At 41.4% G+C, this 24,532-nt stretch carries 21 protein-coding genes, 1 tRNA gene and 2 pseudogenes; 8 read left to right on the forward strand and 16 right to left on the reverse strand.

Going from position 1 to position 24,532, the window contains the following annotated elements:
• The 6 genes and pseudogenes from H5073_RS18415 to H5073_RS16780 form a co-directional block, all read right to left on the reverse strand.
• Positions 1-860, reverse strand: a pseudogene (locus H5073_RS18415) (hypothetical protein); the annotation flags it as partial.
• 59 nt (positions 861-919) lie between these two features.
• The gene (locus H5073_RS16765; RefSeq protein ID WP_182680717.1) at positions 920-1,666 is read right to left on the reverse strand and encodes a hypothetical protein; all 747 of its coding nucleotides are present in this window, start codon (positions 1,664-1,666) and stop codon (positions 920-922) included.
• Between the two features lie 6 nt (positions 1,667-1,672).
• Positions 1,673-2,815, reverse strand: a complete 1,143-nt coding sequence (locus H5073_RS16770) for a hypothetical protein (RefSeq protein WP_182680718.1) — start codon at positions 2,813-2,815, stop codon at positions 1,673-1,675.
• A gap of 194 nt (positions 2,816-3,009) precedes the next feature.
• Positions 3,010-3,138 (reverse strand): hypothetical protein, encoded by a 129-nt coding sequence (locus tag H5073_RS18420; RefSeq protein WP_259394935.1) that lies wholly within the window; start codon positions 3,136-3,138, stop codon positions 3,010-3,012.
• Positions 3,139-3,236: 98 nt separating this feature from the next.
• Positions 3,237-4,109 (reverse strand): FRG domain-containing protein, encoded by an 873-nt coding sequence (locus tag H5073_RS16775; RefSeq protein ID WP_182680719.1) that lies wholly within the window; start codon positions 4,107-4,109, stop codon positions 3,237-3,239.
• Positions 4,110-4,157: 48 nt separating this feature from the next.
• On the reverse strand, positions 4,158-4,445 hold the full coding sequence (locus tag H5073_RS16780; protein ID WP_182680720.1) for a hypothetical protein: 288 nt from the start codon (positions 4,443-4,445) through the stop codon (positions 4,158-4,160).
• Between the two features lie 755 nt (positions 4,446-5,200).
• Between H5073_RS16780 and lepB the strand changes: the two genes are divergently transcribed.
• On the forward strand, positions 5,201-6,115 hold the full coding sequence (gene lepB, locus H5073_RS16785; protein ID WP_182680721.1) for a signal peptidase I: 915 nt from the start codon (positions 5,201-5,203) through the stop codon (positions 6,113-6,115).
• A 45-nt stretch (positions 6,116-6,160) separates the two neighbouring features.
• On the opposite strand, the gene H5073_RS16790 is transcribed toward lepB, so the two are convergent.
• The 10 genes from H5073_RS16790 to H5073_RS16835 all read right to left on the reverse strand — a co-directional run bounded on the left by H5073_RS16790 (position 6,161) and on the right by H5073_RS16835 (position 17,231).
• On the reverse strand, positions 6,161-6,622 hold the full coding sequence (locus H5073_RS16790) for a DUF2000 domain-containing protein (protein ID WP_259394936.1): 462 nt from the start codon (positions 6,620-6,622) through the stop codon (positions 6,161-6,163).
• A gap of 152 nt (positions 6,623-6,774) precedes the next feature.
• A complete protein-coding gene (locus H5073_RS16795) occupies positions 6,775-7,662 on the reverse strand; it encodes a GyrI-like domain-containing protein (RefSeq protein ID WP_182680722.1) in 888 nt (295 codons plus the stop codon).
• Positions 7,663-7,706: 44 nt separating this feature from the next.
• On the reverse strand, positions 7,707-8,297 hold the full coding sequence (locus H5073_RS16800; protein ID WP_182680723.1) for a pentapeptide repeat-containing protein: 591 nt from the start codon (positions 8,295-8,297) through the stop codon (positions 7,707-7,709).
• A gap of 98 nt (positions 8,298-8,395) precedes the next feature.
• Positions 8,396-10,273: a SurA N-terminal domain-containing protein gene (locus H5073_RS16805; RefSeq protein ID WP_182680724.1), complete on the reverse strand. Its 1,878-nt coding sequence runs from the start codon at positions 10,271-10,273 to the stop codon at positions 8,396-8,398.
• Positions 10,274-10,466: 193 nt separating this feature from the next.
• Positions 10,467-10,739 carry a nucleoid-associated protein HU-beta gene (gene hupB, locus H5073_RS16810; RefSeq protein ID WP_182680725.1) on the reverse strand — a complete coding sequence of 91 codons (273 nt, stop codon included), beginning with the start codon at positions 10,737-10,739 and terminating at the stop codon, positions 10,467-10,469.
• 262 nt (positions 10,740-11,001) lie between these two features.
• Positions 11,002-13,353 (reverse strand): endopeptidase La, encoded by a 2,352-nt coding sequence (gene lon, locus H5073_RS16815; protein ID WP_182680726.1) that lies wholly within the window; start codon positions 13,351-13,353, stop codon positions 11,002-11,004.
• A 130-nt stretch (positions 13,354-13,483) separates the two neighbouring features.
• Positions 13,484-14,764, reverse strand: a complete 1,281-nt coding sequence (gene clpX / locus H5073_RS16820; RefSeq protein ID WP_182680727.1) for an ATP-dependent protease ATP-binding subunit ClpX — start codon at positions 14,762-14,764, stop codon at positions 13,484-13,486.
• Between the two features lie 102 nt (positions 14,765-14,866).
• Positions 14,867-15,478 (reverse strand): ATP-dependent Clp endopeptidase proteolytic subunit ClpP, encoded by a 612-nt coding sequence (clpP, locus tag H5073_RS16825; RefSeq protein ID WP_182680728.1) that lies wholly within the window; start codon positions 15,476-15,478, stop codon positions 14,867-14,869.
• Positions 15,479-15,568: 90 nt separating this feature from the next.
• The gene (gene tig, locus H5073_RS16830) at positions 15,569-16,873 is read right to left on the reverse strand and encodes a trigger factor (protein WP_182680729.1); all 1,305 of its coding nucleotides are present in this window, start codon (positions 16,871-16,873) and stop codon (positions 15,569-15,571) included.
• 282 nt (positions 16,874-17,155) lie between these two features.
• Positions 17,156-17,231 (reverse strand) — tRNA-His (locus tag H5073_RS16835).
• A 244-nt stretch (positions 17,232-17,475) separates the two neighbouring features.
• Here H5073_RS16835 and H5073_RS16840 point away from each other — a divergent pair.
• The 7 genes and pseudogenes from H5073_RS16840 to tnpC all read left to right on the forward strand — a co-directional run.
• On the forward strand, positions 17,476-18,990 hold the full coding sequence (locus H5073_RS16840; RefSeq protein WP_182680730.1) for a site-specific integrase: 1,515 nt from the start codon (positions 17,476-17,478) through the stop codon (positions 18,988-18,990).
• Positions 18,990-21,797 carry a VPA1269 family protein gene (locus H5073_RS16845; RefSeq protein WP_182680731.1) on the forward strand — a complete coding sequence of 936 codons (2,808 nt, stop codon included), beginning with the start codon at positions 18,990-18,992 and terminating at the stop codon, positions 21,795-21,797. The genes H5073_RS16840 and H5073_RS16845 overlap by 1 nt, the downstream gene beginning before the upstream one ends.
• Positions 21,794-22,495, forward strand: coding sequence for a gamma-mobile-trio protein GmtX (gene gmtX, locus H5073_RS16850; protein ID WP_182680732.1), 702 nt, complete (start codon positions 21,794-21,796; stop codon positions 22,493-22,495). Before H5073_RS16845 ends, gmtX begins: the two co-directional genes overlap by 4 nt.
• A 147-nt stretch (positions 22,496-22,642) precedes the next feature.
• A pseudogene (locus tag H5073_RS16855) lies at positions 22,643-22,888 on the forward strand (transposase family protein); the annotation flags it as partial.
• A gap of 93 nt (positions 22,889-22,981) precedes the next feature.
• Positions 22,982-23,317, forward strand: a complete 336-nt coding sequence (locus H5073_RS16860) for an IS66 family insertion sequence element accessory protein TnpB (protein ID WP_182680734.1) — start codon at positions 22,982-22,984, stop codon at positions 23,315-23,317.
• Entirely contained in the window at positions 23,314-23,664 is a 351-nt protein-coding gene (gene tnpB, locus H5073_RS16865; protein WP_182680735.1) for an IS66 family insertion sequence element accessory protein TnpB, read from the forward strand. Before H5073_RS16860 ends, tnpB begins: the two co-directional genes overlap by 4 nt.
• An 80-nt stretch (positions 23,665-23,744) precedes the next feature.
• On the forward strand, positions 23,745-24,532 hold a 788-nt coding region (gene tnpC, locus H5073_RS16870; protein WP_182680736.1), incomplete at its 3' end, for an IS66 family transposase.

Consider the following 24,532-nt stretch of genomic DNA (forward strand, 5'->3'; position numbering starts at 1 on the left):
TTTCGCTCGTTGCCAATGAAAGGTAATAAGCTGTTAGGTTGCTCACCTTTTAAAGCCGCCTGAATCCGCAGCTGGATACTGGTGTGGTCTGATTGCTCAGGGGTACTTGCCATCTTGGCCCTAATAGGACTTCCTGTTAACAAAGAGTAATCGACATAAGCCATGCAGGCTAGCACTGCTGCCTCATCGAGTAGCGCTTGACTCTTTATAAAGGAAATAGGTAAAACGCCCTTCCCACAAATTCGTCGGGAACGAATTTGCACAGCTTCAGCTGGCCCGAAGGGTGAGCGCCATGGATGGCGGTGAATAGAAACGACCAGTGCAGTTATCTTCTTGATTTGCTTGTCTTGCTATTGGCTCGTTTAAACAGCGCATGAACCAGCTGATGTCGCACAACCTACTTCGATAAGTGGCGATGGCATGCTTTAATCTGAGCACTTCATGCGCTTCAACGACTTCACCTTTAACAAATTTCTGGGTTATTTCATCACCATTAAATAGTTTGTGCCACTGCTCGAGCGCTTCTCGATCTGTCTAGCGATTTGCTGTCTCACTCTTTTAAAAAACCTCGGGCAACACGCAAACCACATGGAGGTGGTTAGACCCTTTCATTTACAAGAGTGCAAAGGCGGCCACATCAATGGCAAAAACAGCTTCGAGTTCAAACAGGCGCGATTCAATCCAGCCACGACGATGGTCATAATTTTTACCCGACTCACCCAATAAACCAGTGCATCATCACCGCAGACTTTTTATTGGTAAAGAATGCACGGCGAATAACACGACTGTTGCAGTGGTAGAAAGGACTGATGTTAAACAAGAAGCTCAACACTGATCTGAGTTCTTCTAGGGCGCGGCATAGCAAGCTCTCCTCATTAACACTTTTACTGAGTCTAGTAGAGGATGCTTACTAATCACGCTATTTATTGTGTGTGTCCACATTTCTTTCATGGTCAATGAATGAAAACTCTGCCGGTAATTTACCAGAGATTACATGAGCTAAGTATTTATCTAAAATTCCTGTTGGATTACTAAGCTTAGTAATAACTTCAAGATCTTTACCGTGAACGTAGTAAACACTACCATCACTTGACTCTCCATTTATAAATAGAGCGTCTTTGTTATCTGTTAATAACCAACAACTCAAGGCTTCTCTTTCACAACCTAAGTCTTTAGCAAACTGATCGGTTTGTTTACGGGTTACCCCTACCATATCCTCATAATTATCCAGACCCTTTTTGGCGCAATAACGAAACGGGGTATTGAGCCAGTCTCCAGGGAAGAATGTTTGTTTAGTGATACCAAACGAATCAAACCAACGGTAAAGCTCTTTCCAACCTTCAGGCAACATTTGGTGGTTTTCATCGAACTCTTCTCCTTCTTTTTCCATAAAATCAGGTTGTAGAGCAAAAAATAAATTCTGGTTATCAGTTTGTATAACAATAAATGTTAACCACTCTCTAAGCCCTCGTTTTAGTACAAGTTTTGGCTGCCCCCACATATCTTTCATTTTTGCAACAGTAAAAGGGAATGCTGTGCTAAATGCCGGGAATATCTTTGATATGTCTTTTCCAACGGTCTCAATTATTTCCATATCAAGGTGTTTTAAAGCATCTTGAGGGATACCTGATTGGCTCGTACAAATATATTCGTATGATATATCCATATTTCATTACCCTCCTTTATTCTGCTTGTTAAATAAATTGATCTGTCTCTGAATTGAACGTTGAATGTCCAATTCAGTATCAATCAAATTCTGTTGATAAACAGGATGAAGTGACTGCCCTTTGTAAGTATTCCAGTCCAAACTAGACCCCTTAGATGAGTTAAATGTTTTAGGCAATGGCTGGAAGTTACCAATACCAACTGTATCTTGAATTATCGCAGACTGCTGATTCACTGTTAACTTGTCAAAATTTTGTAATTCCTGAATGTATTTTACTGGGTAAATGTGATCCACTGCCATCGTTTGATTTACTGGTGCATTTTTAAACGTGTTTGTTAATGGATCGAGATAACCCATTCCTTGAAATTGCTGACTAACATCAGCAGGCACTGTGCGAATATATTTACCATTAATATATGCACCGCTTTGACCAAAGAGGTTGTTAACACTCTGCCCAACATAAGTTAGGTTAATGTTATCCAGTACATTAGCCCCTTTTATACCTAAGAAACCTAAGCCAGTACCTATAGTATTAATTATTCCACCAACATAGTCACCCTGCTTAAACGATGTTGTTGCATCATAGGAGCCTATACCAACTCCGCCTATAGGGTTATATTCAAATGCTGCCCTAAAACTACTCCCAAAATCTGTTTGCTGACTTACATTACTAAAGCCTGTTAATTCATAAGTGTCATCAGAAAACAGGTTATATGGTGCGGCAACAAATACTAACTCGGCCAAGTCGAGTGTCTGCGCTACAGGTTGGTAGAATACATTTGCTGCACCCGATATTAGTTCTCCACTAATATACTTAGTAGTATCCCAAGCTGAACTCCAGAAGTTAGCATCTGATTGTGCAGGTTGCCCTTGCTCTTGCTCTAGATTCCAGTTGTTATAAGAAAGGTTATTCAGACCACTCCAATCAATTAAGCTGTTGTTCCATAGGTTTTGTGCAGCAAGCTGATCATCAGCTTTAGTTGAGATGTCAACAATTGGTGCTTCACGCTCTAGAGGAATAACTTGCGAAATTACTTGACCATTTTCGTCCACTGAACCTGCGTACATTTTTCGACCATCATCATGATAGCCAATGAAGTCACCTTCTTTGTATCGCTTATTCAAATGACTAAAAATCAGGCCAGCCATTATAAAACAGTAACATAATGCATTTTCGACATGTGCTCAAGCGAGATTGTGAAGGTGTGTTGCTAGCAAGCTAATATCGCTGGCGTTTATGGAAGCTGGTTGGCTAAATCGGCGAATTTCATCAGGGGCAGCACATTCAGACGAATGCGTGCATAGCCCGCCTCTTGATAAACATCAGGGCAGTACAACCGCTTTTAGCGGTAATGAGTCGCATCAATAACAATGGCAAGAATGAAGCTGTTGAACAGAAAACTAAGGCCAAAAAAGCCTTCGGTGAGCCTCTGGTGGGCAAAGCGATGCCTTGACTCACCGGGAGCGTCCATATATGGCACCTTATTCCCTTTAAAAATACATTTTTTGGGTTCGGCAAAATTTAACGATGGGTGCCACCGTTAATTTAAAATTGCTTGTTAGAACTATTCTAGAGTATACCAGCTTGTCGTTTAGCTAACTTAAATTCCATGACTCCTTTAGCTACACCGTCAACACCTGGAAATAGAGTTGTAGCCGATACGTTGAACTTCATACACCTTAGTAATAATTCACCGGCAGTATTTGCAGGAAGTGTAAACTTATATACTTTTACGTTATTAGCCAATAAATCATCAATTATGCTTTTTTCGGTTTCTGGGCAAAACTCATCGGTGTAGAAAGCGCTACTCGGCTCCTTATATAATAAAAACAAACCTTTTTGTGCTGCCAAGTTCTCACTTACACTGCCTGCAGGTGAAACAGTTTCCAAACCGATATTAGCTAGAGTAGTATTATCTGCATCTAATACCCAAACAGCTAAGCGTTGTTCAGTTTCAACTTTTGAATTCAATACTTGAGAAGCAGCAAAATACATAGCAACAAGAGAGCTACGACTCCAGTCTAATAATCGAGTAGGTATTCCGTGATGTTGTGCCATTGCTAATATGGAATGGAATTCTTTATGTGGCCATCCTGCCGTTGAATCAGCATATCGAGCCATAGCTGTCGAATAATCCATTGAACTTCTGAAATCATGGCTATCACAAGGAATCGATATTCCTTGCTCATCACAACCAAATAGGAAACCGTGAAGTAAACTAAATTCGAACTCAATTACCTGTGAGGTTCTCAAATACTCCATTCTTTTTCGATGAAATTTTAAGATAATATCATCTCTAAAAACAGTTGGAGTCAAATTCCATAAGGCGTTTGCATGCCCGCGGAAAATTGGATTCTTTAGTTTATTAGAAAACACTCCAATAGGTGACAACAGATCCCAAAGCTCATCAACGCTCGATAGTTCCTCTTCAATGATTAGCACAATTCACCTCATATGTGTTATGTTTATCTTAGTTAAAGGTAACATTTATCAACTGGTAGACTTGAAAAAACGTTCAAGAATGAACGATCTCAATTCTTTTTCATATTCTGGAAAAGCGCCTCTAACTAAATAAAATTTATTAATATTGGACAGTTTCTTATAAACAGCTTCTTCAATATCTAGCGCTTTAGCAACTCGGCTGAATAATATTTCCATAGCACTGTTCATAGCATATTTTGAAAAGTCATCCTGAGCTATTAACATGCTTTCTAACTTACTCAAATCGTCAGAACTGTCCAGATAATTCCCTACTAAAGTTAAATCTATTTTACACATTTAATTATTTCCCTATCACTTTGATTCAAGACAAATAGGCAACTAGAGCTCATAGTTTGTTGCCAATACCTGATAAACATAACGTCTTAGTATTTATGCCTTGCGCTGTTTGCAAGGCATAAATCGCGTGTTAACTCATTCCAAAATATGGCAGCGGCCACACCCAGATCAATTGGTATGCTATAGGAATTTGCTTATTCGGGGTAGTTGTTTTTTACAGCACACTTCGGCTAATCGGTTGTTATAGATAGATCTTTTAAGGGATAAATGTCAACTCCAATGCTGATGGGAGGTTGTAGGCTAAATGGCTCGAGTCTATCACAAGTATAGCCAGCAGGGATGCTGCGTCCGAGCCCATAGGGACCTTTTTACTGTTGAGAATACGGCGTCACTCGGGACGTTAGTCCAATGGCCGAGATCACCTTAAAGCTAATTGCAGTACATCAAACAAGCTTTGAGAAAAAAACGTGTCAGCACTTAATCATGATGCGAGTACCGAAATGCGCCGATTTTAAAGCTAAACGGTAACACTGTAGCTAATGAGTGAGTGTTAGGCTAAGCGGCTCTTTCGAACCATTGAGCTTAAGGCATTTGGGTTTTAAAAGATTGCTTAAAAAGAAAACGACTCATACCGCCTTAACAACCGTTTCACTATATTTGGTAACAGTTTAATGCTGTTATCTTGGTTAAAAAAACGTTATTTTTCATCGTCGTTAGTCTGAACCATATTTGAAACCTCTGGAGCATCATCTGCAATGGCTGCCTATTTTTCTATTATTTTAGTTATCATTACCTCACTCACAGGCATCATTTGGTTAATCGATGCCCAGATTTTCGCGCCTAAACGCCGCGCGGCATTGGCGTTATTGCAAGCTAAGAATGTGCCGTTAACCCATGATGCCATCAATAAAATAACTCGTGAGCCAATCTTGGTTGACATGGCTCATGGGGTGTTCCCCGTTTTTGCTTTTGTATTGGTGCTACGCTCGTTTCTTTATGAGCCATTCCAAATTCCATCAGGCTCTATGATGCCGACCTTACTGGTGGATGATTTTATTTTGGTGGAAAAATTCAGCTACGGATTAAAAGATCCTGTATGGCGCACTCAGTTAGTTGAAACCGGCAAACCTCAGCGTGGCGATGCCATCGTCTTTAAGTATCCTGAAGATCCTAAAATAGACTATATAAAGCGGGTCATAGGGCTTCCTGGTGATAAAGTTATCTACAACAATAAAGAATTAGTGATAACGCCTGCTTGTAATAATAAACACAGCTGCCCTGAAGCCATGACCATAGACAGGGTGCAAGTTAATCGCGGCGAATTTACTAAATCTGGGGTGCCGTTAATTCGCTTGAGGGAGCAGCTCGGTGATGTTAACCACCATGTGTTAATCAATCCCGCTAGGCCTGAAGCCAGTTCGCACTACTTTAGGCAACCTGGTCTTAACACCGGCGAGTTTTTAGTCCCTCAAGGCATGTATTTCGCCATGGGCGACAACAGAGATGACAGCACAGATAGCCGTTTTTGGGGATTTGTCCCTGAAGAAAATCTTGTGGGTAAAGCCGTGGCTATTTGGGTGAGTTTTGAATATGAACATAGCGCGGACAGCTGGGTTCCCGCTTGGATCCCAAGTTGCGTGCGTTTTGAGCGGATCGGTGCTATTAGCTAGTTAGTTGTGTCGCTGTTATTATCTGAATTCTGGCCTGCTTTGGGGTTATTTGTATAAGCTGAACTTCTTAGTGAATTCACTTAGCACACTCGTGTCGCCAAACAAGCAGATGCCTAAATACTCCAAGTCCGCTTCAGCTGTTAATGCCGTTGCGGCTTGCTGAATAACTGAGCCGCCTTCGATCATGGTATGAGTGAAATCGGTAAAGCTGATCCCTCTAGATACCGCTTCCTCGCGCACTTTTCTAATTTTATTCGAGTTATCGGCCTTTAATACAATAAACGGATAATGAGATAAATTAGGGTGTTCATTACCATCCATATCGGTGTAATTAACATACTTGGCCTCACCTGCAGGTAGCAAATCTGCTAATCCGACACTAATATGCCCAAGAACATTAAGTGTGCGCCCGCTATCCATTTTTTTGTTTAAAATCGCGATGAATCGCTTGTGGGTTTCATCGGGTAAAATTTCCATCATGCTTCCTTGTTGATGATTAACACTCATTATCCCCAAAGCCTTACGGCTGGGCAGACACGCTATTAAATACCTAATATTTTACCTAAACCACTGTATTATCTGTATATCTATAGCGTTTTCGATACCAATAATTACAAATTGACGCAGTAAACACAATGACTAGCCCAAGAAGTTATCCATTATGTGTTAAGCCCAAGATAAATATACGTGATGGCTTTATGTTGCGTAGCTTCACAGAACGGTGTGACTCGCTCAAGTACCAAGGGGAAGTCGGCTAATGGCTCGCCACTTTTTAGTAGCCACTGGCTGTATAAGTACTTGATGGCGACTTGCAGGCTGTTAACATCCCCCTTATGGGCGAGTAATGCGTAACGGCCTTTAGGCAGTTGCTTGCTGACTATGCCTGCATCTTGCACTGTTAATGGCCGGCTAATTTCGGCGCCGATATCGAGGCGATATTCACAGGCTGGTACATGTCCATTGTCATGATAAACAAGCTCAAACGTACGGCTAAGACTTGGCGGCGTATGCAGCACTCGGCGCCAACTGCTAAAGATTTGCTGACTGTTATACAATTCAGAAACGCGGCCTCTGTGTTCAAAAACCGCAAGCTCGATAGCCGCTAGATTGGCAAGCGAGACTTCATATTCTGGGCCGCTCCACGCCAGTGATGGCTCACGCATTTTATCCAGCGGTTTCTGTTTTTCAAACCAAGCGCCCCACTCGGGGTTTAACCTAAACGCTTCTGGTGTTATGCCATTTCTAGCATTAAAGTCTTCTGAGAAGGCCTTAGCGCATTGAAAACTGGCATTTGATGCTATATCAGCCATGGACATATTCGGCCTATAAGCAAGCTCAAACACGGATTGTAAGTCTCTAAGAAGATTAATGTAATCAAAGTACTCAATGCTATACATGGCGTTAAATAAGCGTAAGAAATGCCCTTGACCATGATTTTCAGGTAAGCCTGCGATTGCAATTAAGGTTTCAAGTTTCAAGGGCTGAGACAAATGCTCATCAATATAGCTCAGCACGCACTCAAATTTTTGTTGATAATCTTCCATCATGTACATCCTTTTCCAACCAATGAGCCTACATTAACCAATCAAGCCTAATCAACCAACTCTATGCCTAAACTTTCGAGCAATGTGAGTGCCTCAAGGCGGCTAAATATGGCACCTTTAATGGCATTATTATTCACGTCGATGTGAAAGCCTGTAGCATCAGTAAAATTCGCTTTGGTTAAGTTGGTTCTATGAAACAGGCTATGACTAAAACTTGTGCCTTCAACTTCAGCTTGGCTAAGATTGGCATCTCTGAAATCAACATCGTGGGCGCGACAATGCCGCATCTTCATCAGCTTGAGCTGTTGGCCCAAAAAAGAGCCTGAATCTAAAATACATTGATTAAATGAAACCGCAGAGCCGCTGCTAAATTGCGGCCACTGAGCCTGGGTCCAGTCGATACCGAGCAGTTTGCATTCATCAAATTCTGCACTATCAAATATACTAAAACCAAGGCGGGCTAGACTAAAATTACATTGCACAAAGCGACATTCAAGAAACTTACACCCCGAAAACATCACCTCACTGAAGTTACAGCGATAAAATACGCACTGTTCAAACTCAATATTGCTAAGCATTTTTTCTGGCATATCAAGATCTTCAAAATTATGATCAAAGTAACTCTTTAGGCTAAACATCAGCTCTTCCTTGCACTACATTATCAACAAAAACAAAAAGACCAAGGCAAGCCTTGGTCTTTTGGGATTTATATATCAATTTCTATATCTGAGTTAATTTATTCTGGCGCTGGATATTCGATATCAGCTTTAGCCTTTAACGATGCGATTAAACCACGGTAATCGGCTTCACTGTACTGCGGCGTTAATCTCTGCTTCATTGCATCAAGCACGTTATCGTTAATTCCTTCCGCTTGGTTCACTTTATCCAATAGGACAATAGCATACCCAGAAGCAAGCTCTGCGGTATCTATGCTCACGGCACCAACAGCAGGTACTGGCATCTGGAATGCTTTCGCAACTATGCCACTATCAACATCTTGGCTATAACGACTAAGTTTAGCTTGTGTAGTTAAACTTAAGCTCGATGCATCAAATGCACTGTCTTTAAGTTGAGCCATATACTCAGCAGCTTTAGCCAGTGCCGCCTCTTGAGCTTTGTCTTGTTGCAAACGGGCTAAAATGCTCGCTTTTACCGTTGAGAAGCTCAGCGTACCAGCTGTTTGATGTTCTTTCATACGCACCACAAGAATGTGGTTAGGGGCGATTTCGATAACATCGCTGTTCATGCCACTGGCAATCACTTGATCTGAAAACGCCGCTTTGATGAACTCAGTTTGGTTAAACTGCGCAGGTACAGCGTTACGGTCAAACAACTCAGTTGTCTTGATGCTAGCACCAATGGCCGTGGCGGCATCCGCTAAGGTATCAGGGATTTCATAGCTAATGTCGGCAAGTTTAGTCTGTAAACCGTAGAATTTATCTAAGGCCTTTTTCTCTTGAAGTTGCGCAACTATCTTAGCTTCAACATCAGCAAAAGCTGCTAATTGCCCAGCTTGCACATCAAGTAGCTTAACAATATGATAGCCAAATTCTGTGCTCACTACATCTGAGTACGCGCCTTTCTCTAACGAGAATAATGCTTTATCAAAATCTGCGTCCATAACGCCTGGCTCAAACCAATCAAGCTTACCGCCTTGCTCACCACTGAACTTGTCATCAGAGTCAGTTTTTGCCAAGGCTTCAAAACTCTCACCTGCAGCTAACTTAGCAACAATAGCAGCAGCTTTGGCTTCATCAGCTGCAGCATCTTCAGTCTTGTTGACTAAAATGTGCGCAGCAAGACGCTTTTCTGCGGTCTGGTACTGTTTTTTATGTTCATCATAATAAGTTTTTACTTCTTCAGGAGAAGTCGTAACCTCTTTAGCAAGATCAGCGACATTCAACTCAAGATACTCAAGGCTGACTTTTTCAGGGCTTAAATACTGAGCCTGATGTTGGTCATAATAAGTTTGAGCTTCTTCATCCGTCACTGTGTTTTCAGTTAAAAACTCATTTGAATCAATCGTTAAAAAACGAATATCACGGGTTTGACCTTGCACTTCTGCAAGCTGTTTAGCCTCGCCTTCAAGGGCAAATTCACTCCCCACTAATGCAGACAGTAGCTGACGACGAGTCATGTCTACACGCATCATATTTTTAAAGCTAACAGCCTGATAGCCTAATTGGCGTAGCACTGCCTGATAACGGTTATTATCGAACACACCATCAGTTTGGAATGCAGGCTCTGATACGATAGCTTGCTTAATTTGTTCATCCGACACGCGCAGGCCTAACGCAAAGGCGGCTTGATCAATAAGTTTATCACCCACTAATTTATCAAGTACGCTCTGCTTAATACCCGCCATGTAATTTTCATCTGCGGCTAAGGTTTCAAACATGTCACCTAATTGCTGCTCGATACGGCTACGTTCATTTTGGAATGCTTGTTCTAATTCACTGGTAGATACTTCATCACCATTAACGATAGCGACGGGCAAATCCGTTGAAGTTCCCAAATAACTGCTGACACCAGCAAAGGCAAAGGAGAATATCACAAGCACTAAAATGCCTTTGGCAACAACGCCTTGTGATCCTTCGCGAATTTTCTCTAACATCTGAATTCTCGCTTGTTGCGATTAAAATTAAAAAGGCGCATCACAGGATGGATGCGCCTTTTTTGTAATATGTAGGACTTGGCGATTAAGCCCATGTCCCAAATACCGAGTCTAATACAGGGTATTTATGCCTATTGCTGTCCAGCCTAGCTGTAGCAACAACAGATGCCTTACAAAGGCCGCAATATTAAAATTAATTAACAGCGTCTTTTAAAGACTTGCCAGCTTTGAATGCTGGAATTTTTGCCGCAGCGATTTTGATTTCTGCACCCGTTTGTGGGTTACGGCCAGTACGTTCAGCACGTTCACGTACTTCGAATGTACCAAAACCAACTAGAGAAATTTTATCACCGTCTTTTAGACCTTCAGTCACAGCAGCGATAAAAGAATCTAGTGCACGGCCAGCTGCCGCTTTAGAGATATCAGCACCAGATGCGATTTTCTCGATTAGTTCAGATTTGTTCATGTCATCCCCTTGAATGTTATTGTTGCGCCGCAACCAAGTCCATAATGGAGCGGTCCGCGGAGGCTTTATTGTTATAAGTTTGTTATTGTGTCAAACCTATTATGAAAACCAAAAAAATGAAACTGGATACAGCTCAAAGTCAGCTACCCCAAGGGCTTGGAGTCTCTGACTCTCCACAGACCTAGGCTACCACAGGTCTAGCGTTTGTTAAGCCCCTTTTTTCATTTTTTTTGCCTAGCTAGCAAATTTCTATACTTTCTAGCTACTTTTTAACCACTTCAAAGCCTTCAACTGGCTTTTCTAATGCTAATTTAAGGACGTCATCAATCCAGCGAACCGGATGAATAAGTAAATCGGCGATAACATTAGCAGGAATTTCTTCCAAGTCACGCTCGTTTTCCTTTGGAATTAGCACATGCTTTATGCCGCCACGATGGGCTGCAAGCAGCTTTTCTTTCAGGCCACCAATTGGCAGCACTTCTCCACGTAAGGTAATTTCACCCGTCATGGCGACATCGCTACGAACCGGATTACCGGTCAAGCTAGACACTAAAGCAGTACACATAGCCGCGCCCGCTGAAGGCCCATCTTTAGGTGTAGCACCTTCTGGCACATGCACATGGATATCACGCTTTTCATAAAAATCAGCATTAATCCCCAATTGTTCAGCACGCGCACGCACAACCGTCATGGCCGCTTGGATTGACTCCTGCATCACATCGCCCAATGACCCCGTATGAGTCAATTTACCTTTGCCCGCAACCGAGGTCGCTTCTATGGTCAGTAAATCGCCGCCCACTTGGGTCCACGCAAGCGCAGTTACTTGGCCTATTTGGTTTTTAGACTCAGCTTTGCCGTAATCAAACCGCTGCACCCCTAAGAAGGTTTTTAGGTTGTCTTGATTAATAGCGACAGATTTAATGCTTTTATCCAATAAAATTTGCTTAACCACTTTGCGGCAAATTTTTGAAAGCTCGCGCTCTAGCGCTCGCACGCCCGCTTCACGGGTGTAATAACGAATAATACCTAAGATTGCGCTGTCATCGATATGCACTTCTTTGGCTTTTAAGCCATTACGCTCAATTTGCTTATCCAGTAAGTGTTTTTTAGCAATGTTCAACTTTTCATCTTCGGTATAGCCAGACAGACGAATGACTTCCATACGGTCCAATAACGGCCCTGGAATGTCCATTGAATTTGAGGTCGCCACGAACATCACATCGGATAAATCGTAATCGACTTCGAGGTAATGATCGTTAAAGGTGCCATTTTGCTCAGGATCTAACACTTCAAGCAGTGCAGATGCTGGATCGCCGCGCATGTCCGAGCTCATCTTGTCGATTTCATCGAGCAAGAACAAGGGATTTTTCACCCCAACTTTGGCCATCTTCTGGATAATTTTACCCGGCATTGAACCAATGTAAGTCCGTCTATGACCACGGATTTCAGCTTCATCACGTACGCCGCCTAAAGCAACTCGCACGTATTCACGGCCGGTCGCTTTAGCAATCGACTGGCCCAATGAGGTTTTACCCACACCCGGTGGGCCCACTAAGCACAAAATTGGCCCTTTAAGCTGTCTTACACGGCTTTGTACCGCCAAATACTCTAAAATGCGGTCTTTCACTTTTTCAAGACCGTGATGATCTGTGTCCAGTACCACTTGGGCTTTGGCTAAATCACGCTTGATTTTAGAGCGTTTTTTCCAAGGCACTGACGTCATCCAGTCCACATAGCTGCGCACCACTGTGGCTTCAGCCGACATAGGTGACATCATCTTAAGCTTATTAAGCTCAGCATTGGCTTTGTCTTTGGCATCTGCTGGCATGCCAGCGTCTTCGATTTTTTTACCTAAGACATCAAATTCGTCATGGCTTTCATCAATATCACCCAGTTCTTTTTGAATGGCTTTCATTTGCTCATTCAAATAGTACTCACGCTGACTCTTTTCCATTTGCTTCTTAACCCGAGTACGGATACGTTTTTCAACCTGCAATAGGTCGATTTCCGATTCCATCATCGCCATTAAGTATTCCAGACGCTCACCGACATTGATCATTTCAAGTACGGCTTGCTTGTCTTCAAGCTTTAGCGGCATATGGGCCGCCATGGTATCGGCAAGGCGCGCGGCTTCATCGATGCCCGAAAGTGAAGTGAGTACTTCGGGTGGAATTTTTTTGTTTAGCTTGATGTAGCCTTCAAACTGACTAATCGCGCTACGAACCAATACCTCTTCTTCTTTTTCGATAAGGTCTTCAGACTCTAAATATTCAGCTTTTGCTACAAAGAAGCTTTCTTCTTGGGTGTAGCCAAGCACTTTGGCTCTCTGCCCGCCTTCAACCAGTACTTTGACTGTGCCATCGGGAAGCTTAAGCAGCTGCAAAATAGAGGCGACGGTACCGATATCAAATATATCGTCCTTACCCGGCTCATCTAAGTCAGCATCACGCTGGGCAACCAATAGGATTTGCTTGTCTTGCTCCATGGCCGATTCGAGGCAACGGATAGATTTTTCTCGGCCGACAAACAACGGAATAACCATATGGGGATAGACCACCACATCTCGCAGTGGCAGCACGGGGAGTTCGATATGCGCTTCACGCTCTTCGGTCATAGCTAGTTTCCGTGTTAAGAAATGGATTAATTATGAGTATATTGGGGCACAAGCCTCAGTTTCAATGCCTAAAATAAAAAAAGGAGCCCAATGGACTCCTTATTTATCAGTTTATTAACTGATAGAACAATTATTGTTCACCCGACGCCGCTTGGGTGTCGTTATTCTCATAGATAAGGATTGGATCTGATTCCCCCTTAACCACTGATTCATCAATAACGGCTTTCACTACGCCTTTGACTGTCGGCAAGTCGTACATGGTATCCAGTAAAATACCTTCTACGATTGACCGCAGACCACGGGCACCGGTTTTACGGTTCATGGCTTTCTGCGCGATGGCTTTAAGGGCATCGTCACGGAACTCAAGCTCAACATTTTCCATCTCAAATAATGCGCCATATTGCTTAGTTAACGCATTCTTTGGTTGAGACAAAATCTGTATCAAGGCTGATTCGTCAAGTTCAGTTAAGGTCGCAACCACTGGCAGACGACCGATGAACTCAGGAATAAGGCCGTATTTCACTAAATCTTCAGGTTCAACTTGACCCAAGATTTGCGAAATTGTGGCTTTATCTTGCTCGCCTTTCACTTCTGCGCCAAAACCAATACCCGTACCTGTGTGAGCACGCTGCTCAATCACTTTCTCAAGACCTGCAAACGCGCCGCCACAGATAAATAAGATTTTAGAGGTATCAACCTGTAAAAACTCTTGCTGTGGGTGCTTACGACCACCTTGAGGAGGCACAGAGGCAACCGTCCCTTCAATCAGTTTAAGCAAGGCTTGTTGCACGCCTTCACCCGACACATCTCGAGTGATTGATGGATTATCAGACTTACGGCTGATTTTATCAATTTCATCGATATAGACGATGCCGCGCTGGGCTTTTTCTACATCGTAATCACACTTTTGCAGCAACTTTTGAATGATGTTTTCAACATCTTCACCCACATAACCCGCTTCAGTTAGCGTAGTCGCATCGGCCATAGCAAACGGCACGTTCAATGAACGGGCTAACGTTTCCGCTAACAAGGTTTTACCACTACCGGTTGGGCCAATTAACAAGATGTTACTCTTGCCAAGTTCAACGCCTTCTTTGGTGGTGCCATTACGCAAACGCTTGTAATGGTTATACACAGCAACCGCGAGGACTTTTTTGGCTTTATCTTGGCCTATAACGTATTCATCTAAATGATTACGCAGCTCATGAGGCGTAGGCAATTTATCTTGATCACGCTTAGGAGAGATCTCTTTGATCTCTTCACGAATAATGTCATTGCACAATTCGACACATTCATCACATACATATACAGAAGGACCCGCAATGAGTTTTCTCACCTCATGCTGGCTTTTTCCGCAAAAAGAGCAGTACAGCAGTTTACCGCTGTCACCGTTATTTTTGTTATCGCCCATTACCCTACCTCTATTTGCAGCCTACACACTGCTTGTAGTCAGAAGACTTACTAGCCACACAGGCTATCGTTATGTTCACAATAGCCTACTGTGACCTAAAAATCAGCCACGTTTCGTCATCACTGAGTCAACTAGACCATAATCCATTGCCTGAGTGGCACTCATAAAGTTATCTCTGTCGGTGTCGCGCTCAACAACCTCAAGAGGCTGACCAGTATGATCGGCCAACATTTGGTTTAACTTGTTCTTGATACCCAAAATTTCTTGAGCATGGATAGCAATATCCGACGCCTGACCTTGGAAGCCGCCCAGAGGCTGATGGATCATCACCCGTGAGTTAGGCAAACAATGACGCTTACCTTTAGTACCGCCTGCTAATAAGAATGCACCCATGCTCGCCGCTTGACCGATACACACGGTGCTAACGTTTGGCTTGATAAATTGCATGGTGTCATAAATCGCCATACCCGCAGTGACTGAGCCACCTGGCGAGTTGATGTATAAATAAATATCTTTATCTGGGCTTTCTGATTCAAGGAACAGTAACTGCGCCACGATAAGGTTGGCCATGTGCTCTTCAACTTGGCCAACTAAAAATATAATTCTCTCTTTTAACAGACGAGAGTAAATATCGTATGAGCGCTCACCTTTAGCAGTTTGTTCGATAACCATAGGTACAAGAGCATTGAGTACAGATTCTGGCGCTTTATGCATTATTCACTTCCCTAAAATAAAAATGGCCCGCATGAGGAGCCTCATACGAGCCATTATAAATGGCGAACCGCAGTTCAAGTCAAGCTAAGCTTACGCGCGGCCACTAGCCTTGTTCATAAATTCTTCAAAAGCAACGTCTTTAGTCGTTACTTTAGCAGATTTTAGTAGCGCTTCAACAGCTTGCTCTTCAAGCGCAACGTTACGCATGTTCTGCATCATTTCTTTGTTGCTATTGTAGTAAGCAACAACTTCAGATGGATCTTCATAAGCAGAAGCCATAGATGCAATTAGCGCTTGAACGCGGTCATCTTCAGCTTTTAGCTCATTAGTTTTGATCACTTCGCCTAATAATAGACCGATCTTAACGCGACGCTCAGCTTGCTCAGTAAATAATTCAGCTGGAAGCTCAGGCATGTTTTGAGTTTGACCACCAAAACGTTGCATTGCCTGCTTGCGAAGTACTTCAACTTCACCTTCAATTAATGCTGTAGGAATAGTCACATCGTTAGCGGCTAATAAACCGTTAATCACTTGCTCTTTCACGTTAGCTTTAAGCGCTTGCTCAAGTTCACGAGTCATGTTCTTACGGATCTCAGCTTTCAGTGCGTCAACGCCGCCGTCAGTGATACCAAATAAAGTTGCAAACTCATCATTAACTTCAGGAAGGTTAGCCGCTTGAACTTCAGTTAAAGTGATAGCGAACTTAGCCGCTTTACCTTTTAAGTTTTCAGCGTGGTAATCTTCAGGGAAGTTTACGTCGATATCGAAAGACTCACCGGCTTTATGGCCAGTTACGCCAGCTTCAAAACCTGGGATCATACGGTTGCTGCCTAACTGAAGTTCGAAGTCATCAGCCTTGCCGCCTTCAAATTCTTCACCATCAATAGTGCCAACAAAGTTCATTTTCACTTTGTCGCCATCAACGCTTGCACGCTCAACCGCAGCAAACGTTGCATGTTGCTTGCGAAGAGTTTCAATCATCGCATCTAAATCGGCATCGTTAACTTCAGCTTTAGGCTGCTCAACGGCGATAGTATCAAGACCTGTTAAAGTGATCTCTGGATAGATTTCGAAGGTAGCAACAAACTCAAAGTTTTCACCAACAGACTGACCAGGCATAAAGGTTGGTGCGCCAGCTGGGTTTAATTTCTCAGCGATAATAGCTTCGATAAAGTTACGTTGCATCACTTCACCCATCACATCTTGACGGATAGCTTTGCCATAACGCTTGTTGATTTCGCTTAACGGTACCTTGCCTGGACGGAAACCAGGAAGACGAGCGCGTTTAGCCTCGCGAGTGATACCGTCTTTTACCATTTTCTCAATTTGTTCAGCAGGAACAGAAATAGTTAGGCGACGACCTAAGCCTTCAGTTGTTTCAACAGAAACTTGCATTGTATTACCTCGAAATATGTCTAAACGTCCTTTGTAATAGTCGACAATTCAACTATTAATTATTCGTTTCTTGATGATTGATTGTGACTAACGCACATTGATACTGGCAAAATTTTGCAGCGGCGCGAGTTGCTCTTTAATTGATACTTATCAAGACGCGCCATTATAGCTAGCGTTTTCTATAGAGTCGAGCCTGAAAATGGCCATTTTGGCTATAAAAAAAGCGACCTAAGGTCGCTTTTTTTAATAATCGTGCGATTAATGCACTGCACGATAAAATAATGGGGTGACTGATGGGGCTCGAACCCACGACAACCGGAATCACAATCCGGGACTCTACCAACTGAGCTACAATCACCACTGAAAATGGTACGCCCGGCAGGATTCGAACCTGCGACCACCCGCTTAGAAGGCGGGTGCTCTTATTACCACCTAAGTAAAGTTACCTTACTTTACCTATCTTGGTAACGGACGAATGGATTATAGGTTATTTTTTTTGTAATGCAATACTTTTTTTTAATTAGTTTACTTGTGTTACCACCAGGTATAAAGTTACCTGCACATTTATTCGACATTGATTAAGACAAAGGTATTTTGACATAATGATAAATTCAACTACCCCCCAATTTCATACCATCTTAAATCAAGAAGTCGAATATATGAGTGGTTTGATCATTCCGGTACTCTATCTCAACACGTCTGATGGCATCAAACGGATGGAGTCTCTGGTCAATTATTCTATCGCCAATTCAGATAAAAGTATTTCATGGCATCGAACACGCGTCAGAGCAATTGGACTGTTCTACGACTTTTGTCAATGCGAACTCAATATTCCAATTTTTAAAGGTTCTGATCCACATCGAACTATATTCAGGTCTTTTGCCAATTCACTATTGATGGGAACAATCGACATAAAATCAGGACTAGACTCAACAAAATTATATTGGCCACCAAGTTCAATGGCTGTAACAAAACGAGTGTGCTCTGCAATTACTGACTTTATCAGTTTCCTGAATGACGAAGGAATTTCAAACAGCACATTTTTGAAATCCCGGATTTTAATTAAACCCAATAATGAGCCAGCATCACTCAAATTCTTATTTCAAGCAATCATCATAAAAAAACTTTCATTTCTTGGGCATCTTTCCAATACAACAAATCAAGCAAAAAAATTACGAGATCAAAAACAGCTTGAGATTATTAGCCATAAGTCCTCTACCACGACTAAATGGTGCGCCGAATCAGCAAAGCGCTTCCCAATTGACCTTATTGGCCCGTTGTTCAAATATGGTTTTATTTTGGATGATAAATCCGAAATTCTACACGAGCGAGAAGATATCACAGCTAAAATGATAACCTTATTACTATTCTTTTCTGGAATGAGAAATAGTGAGCCTCTACATTTATGGTTTAACGACGTAATTCCTGACTACTCAGGTGGTGGTTTATGTCAAGTTCATTTAAGGCACCCTAGTGACGCTAAGACTTTTATTATAGGCGAAGACAAACTTCGGTCTCAGTATTTAGCAGAAAGAGGGCTTATGCCCAGAACAAAAGGACCATCAAAGAGCTACAAAGTCGGATGGAAGAATTTATTAACTGATAAGTCGTTAACAGCAACTGTATTTTTTCTACATTCAAATGCACAATTCCTTTTTAATCAGATGTATATTTATTATCTAACTAGGTTCCGTCCCAATTTGATTGAAGTGAATCGAAACCAAGGTAGACCCGATCATCCATTTTTGTTTGTATCGAATGGTATAGACCGTGCGACTGGAGAAAGCTATGTTGGAAGCCCTTATAGCCTAAGTGCATACAAAAAGGCATTCTCGAGAGCTCTAGATAGGTTAGAAAATGTATCTGATATAGTAATACCCAGAGGTTTAGAATATGGAACAGTTCCACATGGGGGAAGACATTTTTTTGCTGGTTCGCTAGCCGATATGGGAATTCAGCCTAAAATAATCCAAAAGTGTTTAAGACAGAGAAGTGTGCTTTCTCAGGGAGCTTACACAGCTCCAACATTTCATCGAATCCAAGATTGCCTCAATCAAGCAAGACAGAATATGGACAGTACCATGCCAAGACTGTTAGACACTTTAGGTATAAAATAATGAATGACTTTAAGAGAATCATAGTAAAATTAGTTAGTGGTGAATTAACTAGAACTCCCGCACTCAGAGCAGAAAATCTAGAAAAAACTTCAAATAATCCTCTTTCAATTGACATAAAAAACTATTTTAAATTAGTAAATATTTATAAAAACACTAAATCTGACGCTAATAAACGTTTAATTGATAGAAATATATTCCAAGTATCCGATGCTATCGCTCAATATCTAAAAATCAGTGAGATTAGTGACATAACCCCAGAGCATTGGACAAGAATGCTCAATCAAGTAAAAACTCCAGAGTTACAATACGATCAAGATGTCACTCAACAGTACACTATCGCGATTAGAGGAATCGGTGAGATTCTTTCTAAAGCAAATAATGATAAATTTTATTTCGATTATGCCAAAGTTAAAAGAACAACCAAAACACGCTTACAATTAAGCGAAGGCTTATCTCCTAATTTAAAAAAGTGGCGAAAACTATTTATTAGCTGGATTGATGAAGTATTGCATATAAAGAGTTCAAAACTCCACTACGAAGCACTTACTCATTTTTTTACCTACCTTGCATTGCTAGATGAAAAAGATATTGATCCTTTAATTTTTTTATCTAAACAACGGAGCAAGGAAACGCTAGAACATTTCAGAAAAGAATACCCAAATTCTTACGCTAGATATCTAAGTTATTTATATCGATTCACACTGTGGATTGTAGAAGATCAAATGTCTGAACTTGATGACAATGGTTTTTTTGTTTCAATTGGTCACCCATTAATTACAACTTACCAATATGATAATTTGCAGAATAAGACAAAGTCTACGACATCTCATTCTGAAACAGTTCAAGTGAAAATTCCGACAAGCTTCTTAATCATAATGCAAGAAATCTTGACTGAAGATGATTATAAATGGCCGAAATCATTGTCAAATCAATATTTTGATTGGTTTAATCCCCGGACAGGAAAATTAGAATCAATTTGGAGTCCAGTACATACCCACACTTTTTTAACCATGATAGAAATACCGATCCGCAAAATACAAGTCTCCATGCTCGATTCCGGTGAGGGAGATCTGCAACGCTATAACCCTCGAAATAAAAAATGGGAAACGAATAGCTCTCAACATAAAGGATACTGGAATAACCTAAAAGCATTAAGACCTGAGCGTGGTGTAATCACAAAGGTCATTGACGGAATGCGTGAAACGGTTGGTTTTTATATCAGTACCAATAAAACAGCTGATATTGCTGTCGGTTTTGGACCAGAGTCAGGTTATACAATACCATGGAACAATGAAGTTTTAATTAAGCAATTTGACGAGTTGAGAACATGGCAAGAAAGATATTTTCCAGTCACTGGACCGCTTCCATATAAATCACTTATTTCGGGTTCTACTAGCGACAGTAGGCCATCTAAATCAGTATTAGAGCAAACCCCCGAACGTTTTTACCTTTTTCGGTGTCCAATTTCCTCATCTATTGGCTCTCCAGCTAGCAACAATATCTTGATGAGATTTTGGTGGTCGCTCATGGAAAAACTAGAACAACGTCTCAATGAACAAGGAGAAGATGTAAAAATTATACTTAAAGTCAATGAGGTAACAAATCAAGTAGAAAGGACTTTGTTTACACCACATGGTTTGAGAGTCGCAGGGTTAACAAGCTTAGCCGAAGCTGGTGTCCCCATAGAAGTTCTTAGTAAAATTATCGCTGGACACTCTTCAATATTAATGACTATCTATTACCTTAAATATAGTAACGGCTACATCACAGACATATTAAATCAAGCCAGACGAGAAATAGAAGATAATGCAAAAATTGATCTAAAAAATTGGTTACTTGAAGCTACATTTGATGAGGCTAAACGTTATATGGTAGCCAATAATGAAGCAGGCTTATTGACCTTACTTGAGAATAAAGCGTTAAGTGCAATATGGGGAGGTACCAGTTTAGGCATCTGTCCATTCGGTGGTCGACGTTGTGATGATGGTGGCCCTTTAATTAAAAAAGAAACTGCTTCAACCAAAGCAAAATTTGGTCCTGTTCCTGGGGGCCAAGGTAATTGCATGATGTGTAGACATTTTGTAACAGGATTACCTTGGTTAATAGAATTATGGTTGCACGGTAATAAATTGCTCGAAGAAATAACCTTCCAAGCAAAGGAAATTGATGCGCTTCGCTCAAAACAAACAGCATTGACCAAGCAACGATACAATCTTGTTAAAAATGATCAATCACATTTGATTATGCCAGAAATGATATCGAAAATTAAAAACCTAGATGCGCATATTGAAACGAAGTCAGAGCGACTAGATCAGACCATTTACAATGCTCATGCAACGTACAATTACATTAATAGTGTCCGAAAACTAAAACCATTAAACAGTGAGGTTATCGAAGAAAATTATTCTGAAACAAATACTGTAACGAAAATAAATAGTGATCTAGGAATTAATTTAATCGAAACAACCGGATTCCAAGCAAAAAATTTACTAGTACAAGCAAGTCGCGTATATCCAGAAATTGCAGATGTTAGACGAGAAATGGAGCGAGACCATTTTGTGGATCAAATATTGGTAAATAATGGTCTACCACCATTAAGTTTTTCACCGCTAACCAAAGAAGAAAAAAGTGCAGCAAGTGATGCTTTATCAAGCTTTCTTTTAAGTAAAGTCGGAGCCGCTGAATGCGAAAACTTAAATAAAGGGTTAACGATGTTTAACGTTCTCGGCATAGACAACACCGTACATAAAGTTCTTGATTCGGCAAAAAACAATCCGTCAAGATTAGCAATTAGGAGTAGAGAATGACTCACCATGACCCATTGAATGAAGTTAAAAGTCTTTTCACCCTGCTTCAATCCGAAGTCAAAACTTTAAGCACTAAGAGTATGCTTGAACATATTAATAATGCTTGTGTGATAATACATAAAAATGGCGGACGAGTAGCTATAGCACCTGTCGTGTCCATGCTAAATAGCAGCGGAGTCAAGATATCGAAACGCACTATTTATAATAAAAAAGATGGGCCATATAGGAGGCTTATAGATGCATGGATTAATATTTCAAATAAAACAACTATTAAAGGCAGTTTCAAAGGAAACATTAAGGCTGAAAATGAACTTCAGCTAATAACTGATGATGAATTAAAAACCATTAGCAATCACGTATTGCGTTATAAGTTATCTCTTATTACAGGTCAAATAAAAGGACTGCAGAATCAATTAAATACAGCTAGAAGCTTGAAAGAAATGCCTTTGCTTAGTTCTACAACCACAGACTCACATCAACTCGATCATCAGATACAAAATAATATGAGATTAAATGCCTACGATATTGATGTGTTGAAAGATTTTATTAAACAATCTAAATCGAAGAAAATTAGCTTCGACGAAGATGAAAGTCTAGTTGCTGCTCAAGCAATCACAAGACACGAGGTCCTTAGCCAGCCGGGGCTCAAAGATATTATAGAAAGGATTATCAAATCTTTTACCCCACCAGAAAGTTAGATGCCAAAGAAAGCAATAAAACTTAAGCTTTGCTATTAAGCTAATTGTTGTGGTTGACTTAGCCCAACACCAGGGCAAGATCACGAAGCTTTACCTTGACTTGAGTTTGTGATCTTATACTTCTTTTTGTAAGAAGTAAGTTAATCTATGTCGCAACTACAACTATTCAAATATTTTTCAAACATTGATGACCCTCGTCAACAAGGTAAAGTTGTCCATAAACTCTTTGATATCCTATTCCTTACCCTCAGCGCTGTGATTGCTGGCTGCCAAGGGTGGGAAGAAATTGAGGATTTTGGACACGACCGTCTCGATTGGTTGCGCAAATTTGTCTCTTTTGAAAATGGTATTCCTAAACATGACACGATAGCGAGGGTTATCAGCACCATTAATATGAGTACGTTGTAACCGTCTAGCAAACCACACCTCGCATCATTAATCTGACTATTTGAAAATACCTGCTCAATGATAAATTTGGAGCAGGTGATGAAAACATACAGAACTGCGGCACAGTGGCTAGGGTTACTTCAGCAGCGTAGCAATTTCAAAGGCACTAATGTTGAATTCTGCCAACATCATAATGTCTCGATTACCACTTATTATAAACAACGTACTTTACAGGCTGAGAACCAGCAAAAAACAACCTTGCCAACGCGCGCTACATCATCACGCTTTATTCAACTAAAACAAACCACCACTGACGTCTGCGAGCACACTCATCAAAATACACTGCAGTTTGATACCCGCACCGGCCAACTCACCCTACCAGCAGATTTAGCAACGACCGATATCGTTGCCATTATTAAAGGGCTAATGGCATGAAGATGTTTGTTGATGTGCCCACCGTTTATTTATGTGCCGATGTGGTCGATTTTCGAAAATCGATTAATGGGTTAGCCGCCTTAGTGGAAGCAGAGCTTGAACTCCCAGTGCTCAGTGGTGCGCTATTTGTCTTTTGTAATAAAGGCCGCGACAAGCTCAAATTGCTTTACTGGGATAACACCGGCTTTGCGCTGTGGTATAAGCGATTAGACAAGCATAAGTTCAAATGGCCCAAACTCATGTCACCCTCCATGACATTAACCGAGCAACAATTACACTGGTTATTGTCAGGTTATGATGTCATTGGTCACAGCAAAATTGATGTCGCAGGTAAGCAACTACTTTAATATTTACGATCGATTGATGATCATCAAAGGATGTTCATTTAGCACTGGAAACCCGCTGGTGACGCCTTAAAATAGGCGTCATGAAAAATGTACTCGCCCTTCAACAGCGCATCGCTGAACTGGAAAAACTGCTCGAAAATGAGCGGCAATTATCTTTACAAAAAGATGCGCAAATCGCTGCGCTAGAAGAACGCTGGCGTCTGGCCCAACAAAAACAATTCGGCAAAAGTGCTGAAGGCTTTGTAGGGCAAGGCGAGTTATTCAATGAAGTAGAAGAGATTGTTGAAGCCGTTGAGGCTGAGCAACAATCCATTAGCTATACCCGCAAAAAACCGGTGCGTAAGCCACTGCCAAAAGACTTATCCCGTGAGCAAGTTATCCACGACATTGAAGATAAAACCTGTGATTGCTGTGGCGGTGAGCTACATAAAATGGGTGAAGATAAGTCAGAAAAGCTTGAGTTTATCCCCGCTCAAATCAAAGTCATTGAGCACATTCGGCCTAAATACGCGTGCCGTCACTGTGATAAATCCTCGACGAATACGCCAATAAAACAAGCACCAATGCCTGCGATGCCGATTAATAAAGGTATCGCGACAAGCAGTTTGCTCAGTCAGCTTATCACCAGTAAATACCAATATGGGTTACCGCTTTATCGCCAGGAAGCGATGTTCAGGCAATATGGTATTGAGCTGAGCCGTCAGACCATGAGCAGCTGGATAGACAAATCCGCCACACTGTTTGCACCACTGGTGGAACGGCTTAAAACAGGGTTGTTAACGCAGCCCACGTTGTTTGCCGATGAAACGCCACTGAAAGTGGTGAAATCCGATAAGGTGAACAGCTACATGTGGGTGTATTGCTCAGG

Source organism: Shewanella sp. SR44-3 (assembly GCF_014163735.1).
In the GTDB taxonomy this organism is placed as follows: Bacteria; Pseudomonadota; Gammaproteobacteria; order Enterobacterales; family Shewanellaceae; genus Shewanella.

Bases quoted from the DNA above. Each gene is read 5' to 3' on its own strand.
- H5073_RS16790 (WP_259394936.1), bottom strand. From the start codon at position 6,622: ATGAGTGTTAATCATCAACAAGGAAGCATGATGGAAATTTTACCCGAT.
- clpP (WP_182680728.1), bottom strand. From the start codon at position 15,478: ATGCATAAAGCGCCAGAATCTGTACTCAATGCTCTTGTACCTATGGTT.
- lon (WP_182680726.1), bottom strand. From the start codon at position 13,353: ATGACCGAAGAGCGTGAAGCGCATATCGAACTCCCCGTGCTGCCACTG.
- H5073_RS16780 (WP_182680720.1), bottom strand. From the start codon at position 4,445: ATGTGTAAAATAGATTTAACTTTAGTAGGGAATTATCTGGACAGTTCT.
- clpX (WP_182680727.1), bottom strand. From the start codon at position 14,764: ATGGGCGATAACAAAAATAACGGTGACAGCGGTAAACTGCTGTACTGC.
- H5073_RS16805 (WP_182680724.1), bottom strand. From the start codon at position 10,273: ATGTTAGAGAAAATTCGCGAAGGATCACAAGGCGTTGTTGCCAAAGGC.
- H5073_RS16860 (WP_182680734.1), top strand. From the start codon at position 22,982: ATGAAAACATACAGAACTGCGGCACAGTGGCTAGGGTTACTTCAGCAG.
- gmtX (WP_182680732.1), top strand. From the start codon at position 21,794: ATGACTCACCATGACCCATTGAATGAAGTTAAAAGTCTTTTCACCCTG.
- H5073_RS16800 (WP_182680723.1), bottom strand. From the start codon at position 8,297: ATGTTTAGCCTAAAGAGTTACTTTGATCATAATTTTGAAGATCTTGAT.
- H5073_RS16765 (WP_182680717.1), bottom strand. From the start codon at position 1,666: ATGGATATATCATACGAATATATTTGTACGAGCCAATCAGGTATCCCT.
- H5073_RS16840 (WP_182680730.1), top strand. From the start codon at position 17,476: ATGATAAATTCAACTACCCCCCAATTTCATACCATCTTAAATCAAGAA.
- tnpB (WP_182680735.1), top strand. From the start codon at position 23,314: ATGAAGATGTTTGTTGATGTGCCCACCGTTTATTTATGTGCCGATGTG.
- H5073_RS18420 (WP_259394935.1), bottom strand. From the start codon at position 3,138: ATGGACGCTCCCGGTGAGTCAAGGCATCGCTTTGCCCACCAGAGGCTC.
- hupB (WP_182680725.1), bottom strand. From the start codon at position 10,739: ATGAACAAATCTGAACTAATCGAGAAAATCGCATCTGGTGCTGATATC.
- H5073_RS16770 (WP_182680718.1), bottom strand. From the start codon at position 2,815: ATGGCTGGCCTGATTTTTAGTCATTTGAATAAGCGATACAAAGAAGGT.
- H5073_RS16845 (WP_182680731.1), top strand. From the start codon at position 18,990: ATGAATGACTTTAAGAGAATCATAGTAAAATTAGTTAGTGGTGAATTA.
- lepB (WP_182680721.1), top strand. From the start codon at position 5,201: ATGGCTGCCTATTTTTCTATTATTTTAGTTATCATTACCTCACTCACA.
- tig (WP_182680729.1), bottom strand. From the start codon at position 16,873: ATGCAAGTTTCTGTTGAAACAACTGAAGGCTTAGGTCGTCGCCTAACT.
- H5073_RS16795 (WP_182680722.1), bottom strand. From the start codon at position 7,662: ATGATGGAAGATTATCAACAAAAATTTGAGTGCGTGCTGAGCTATATT.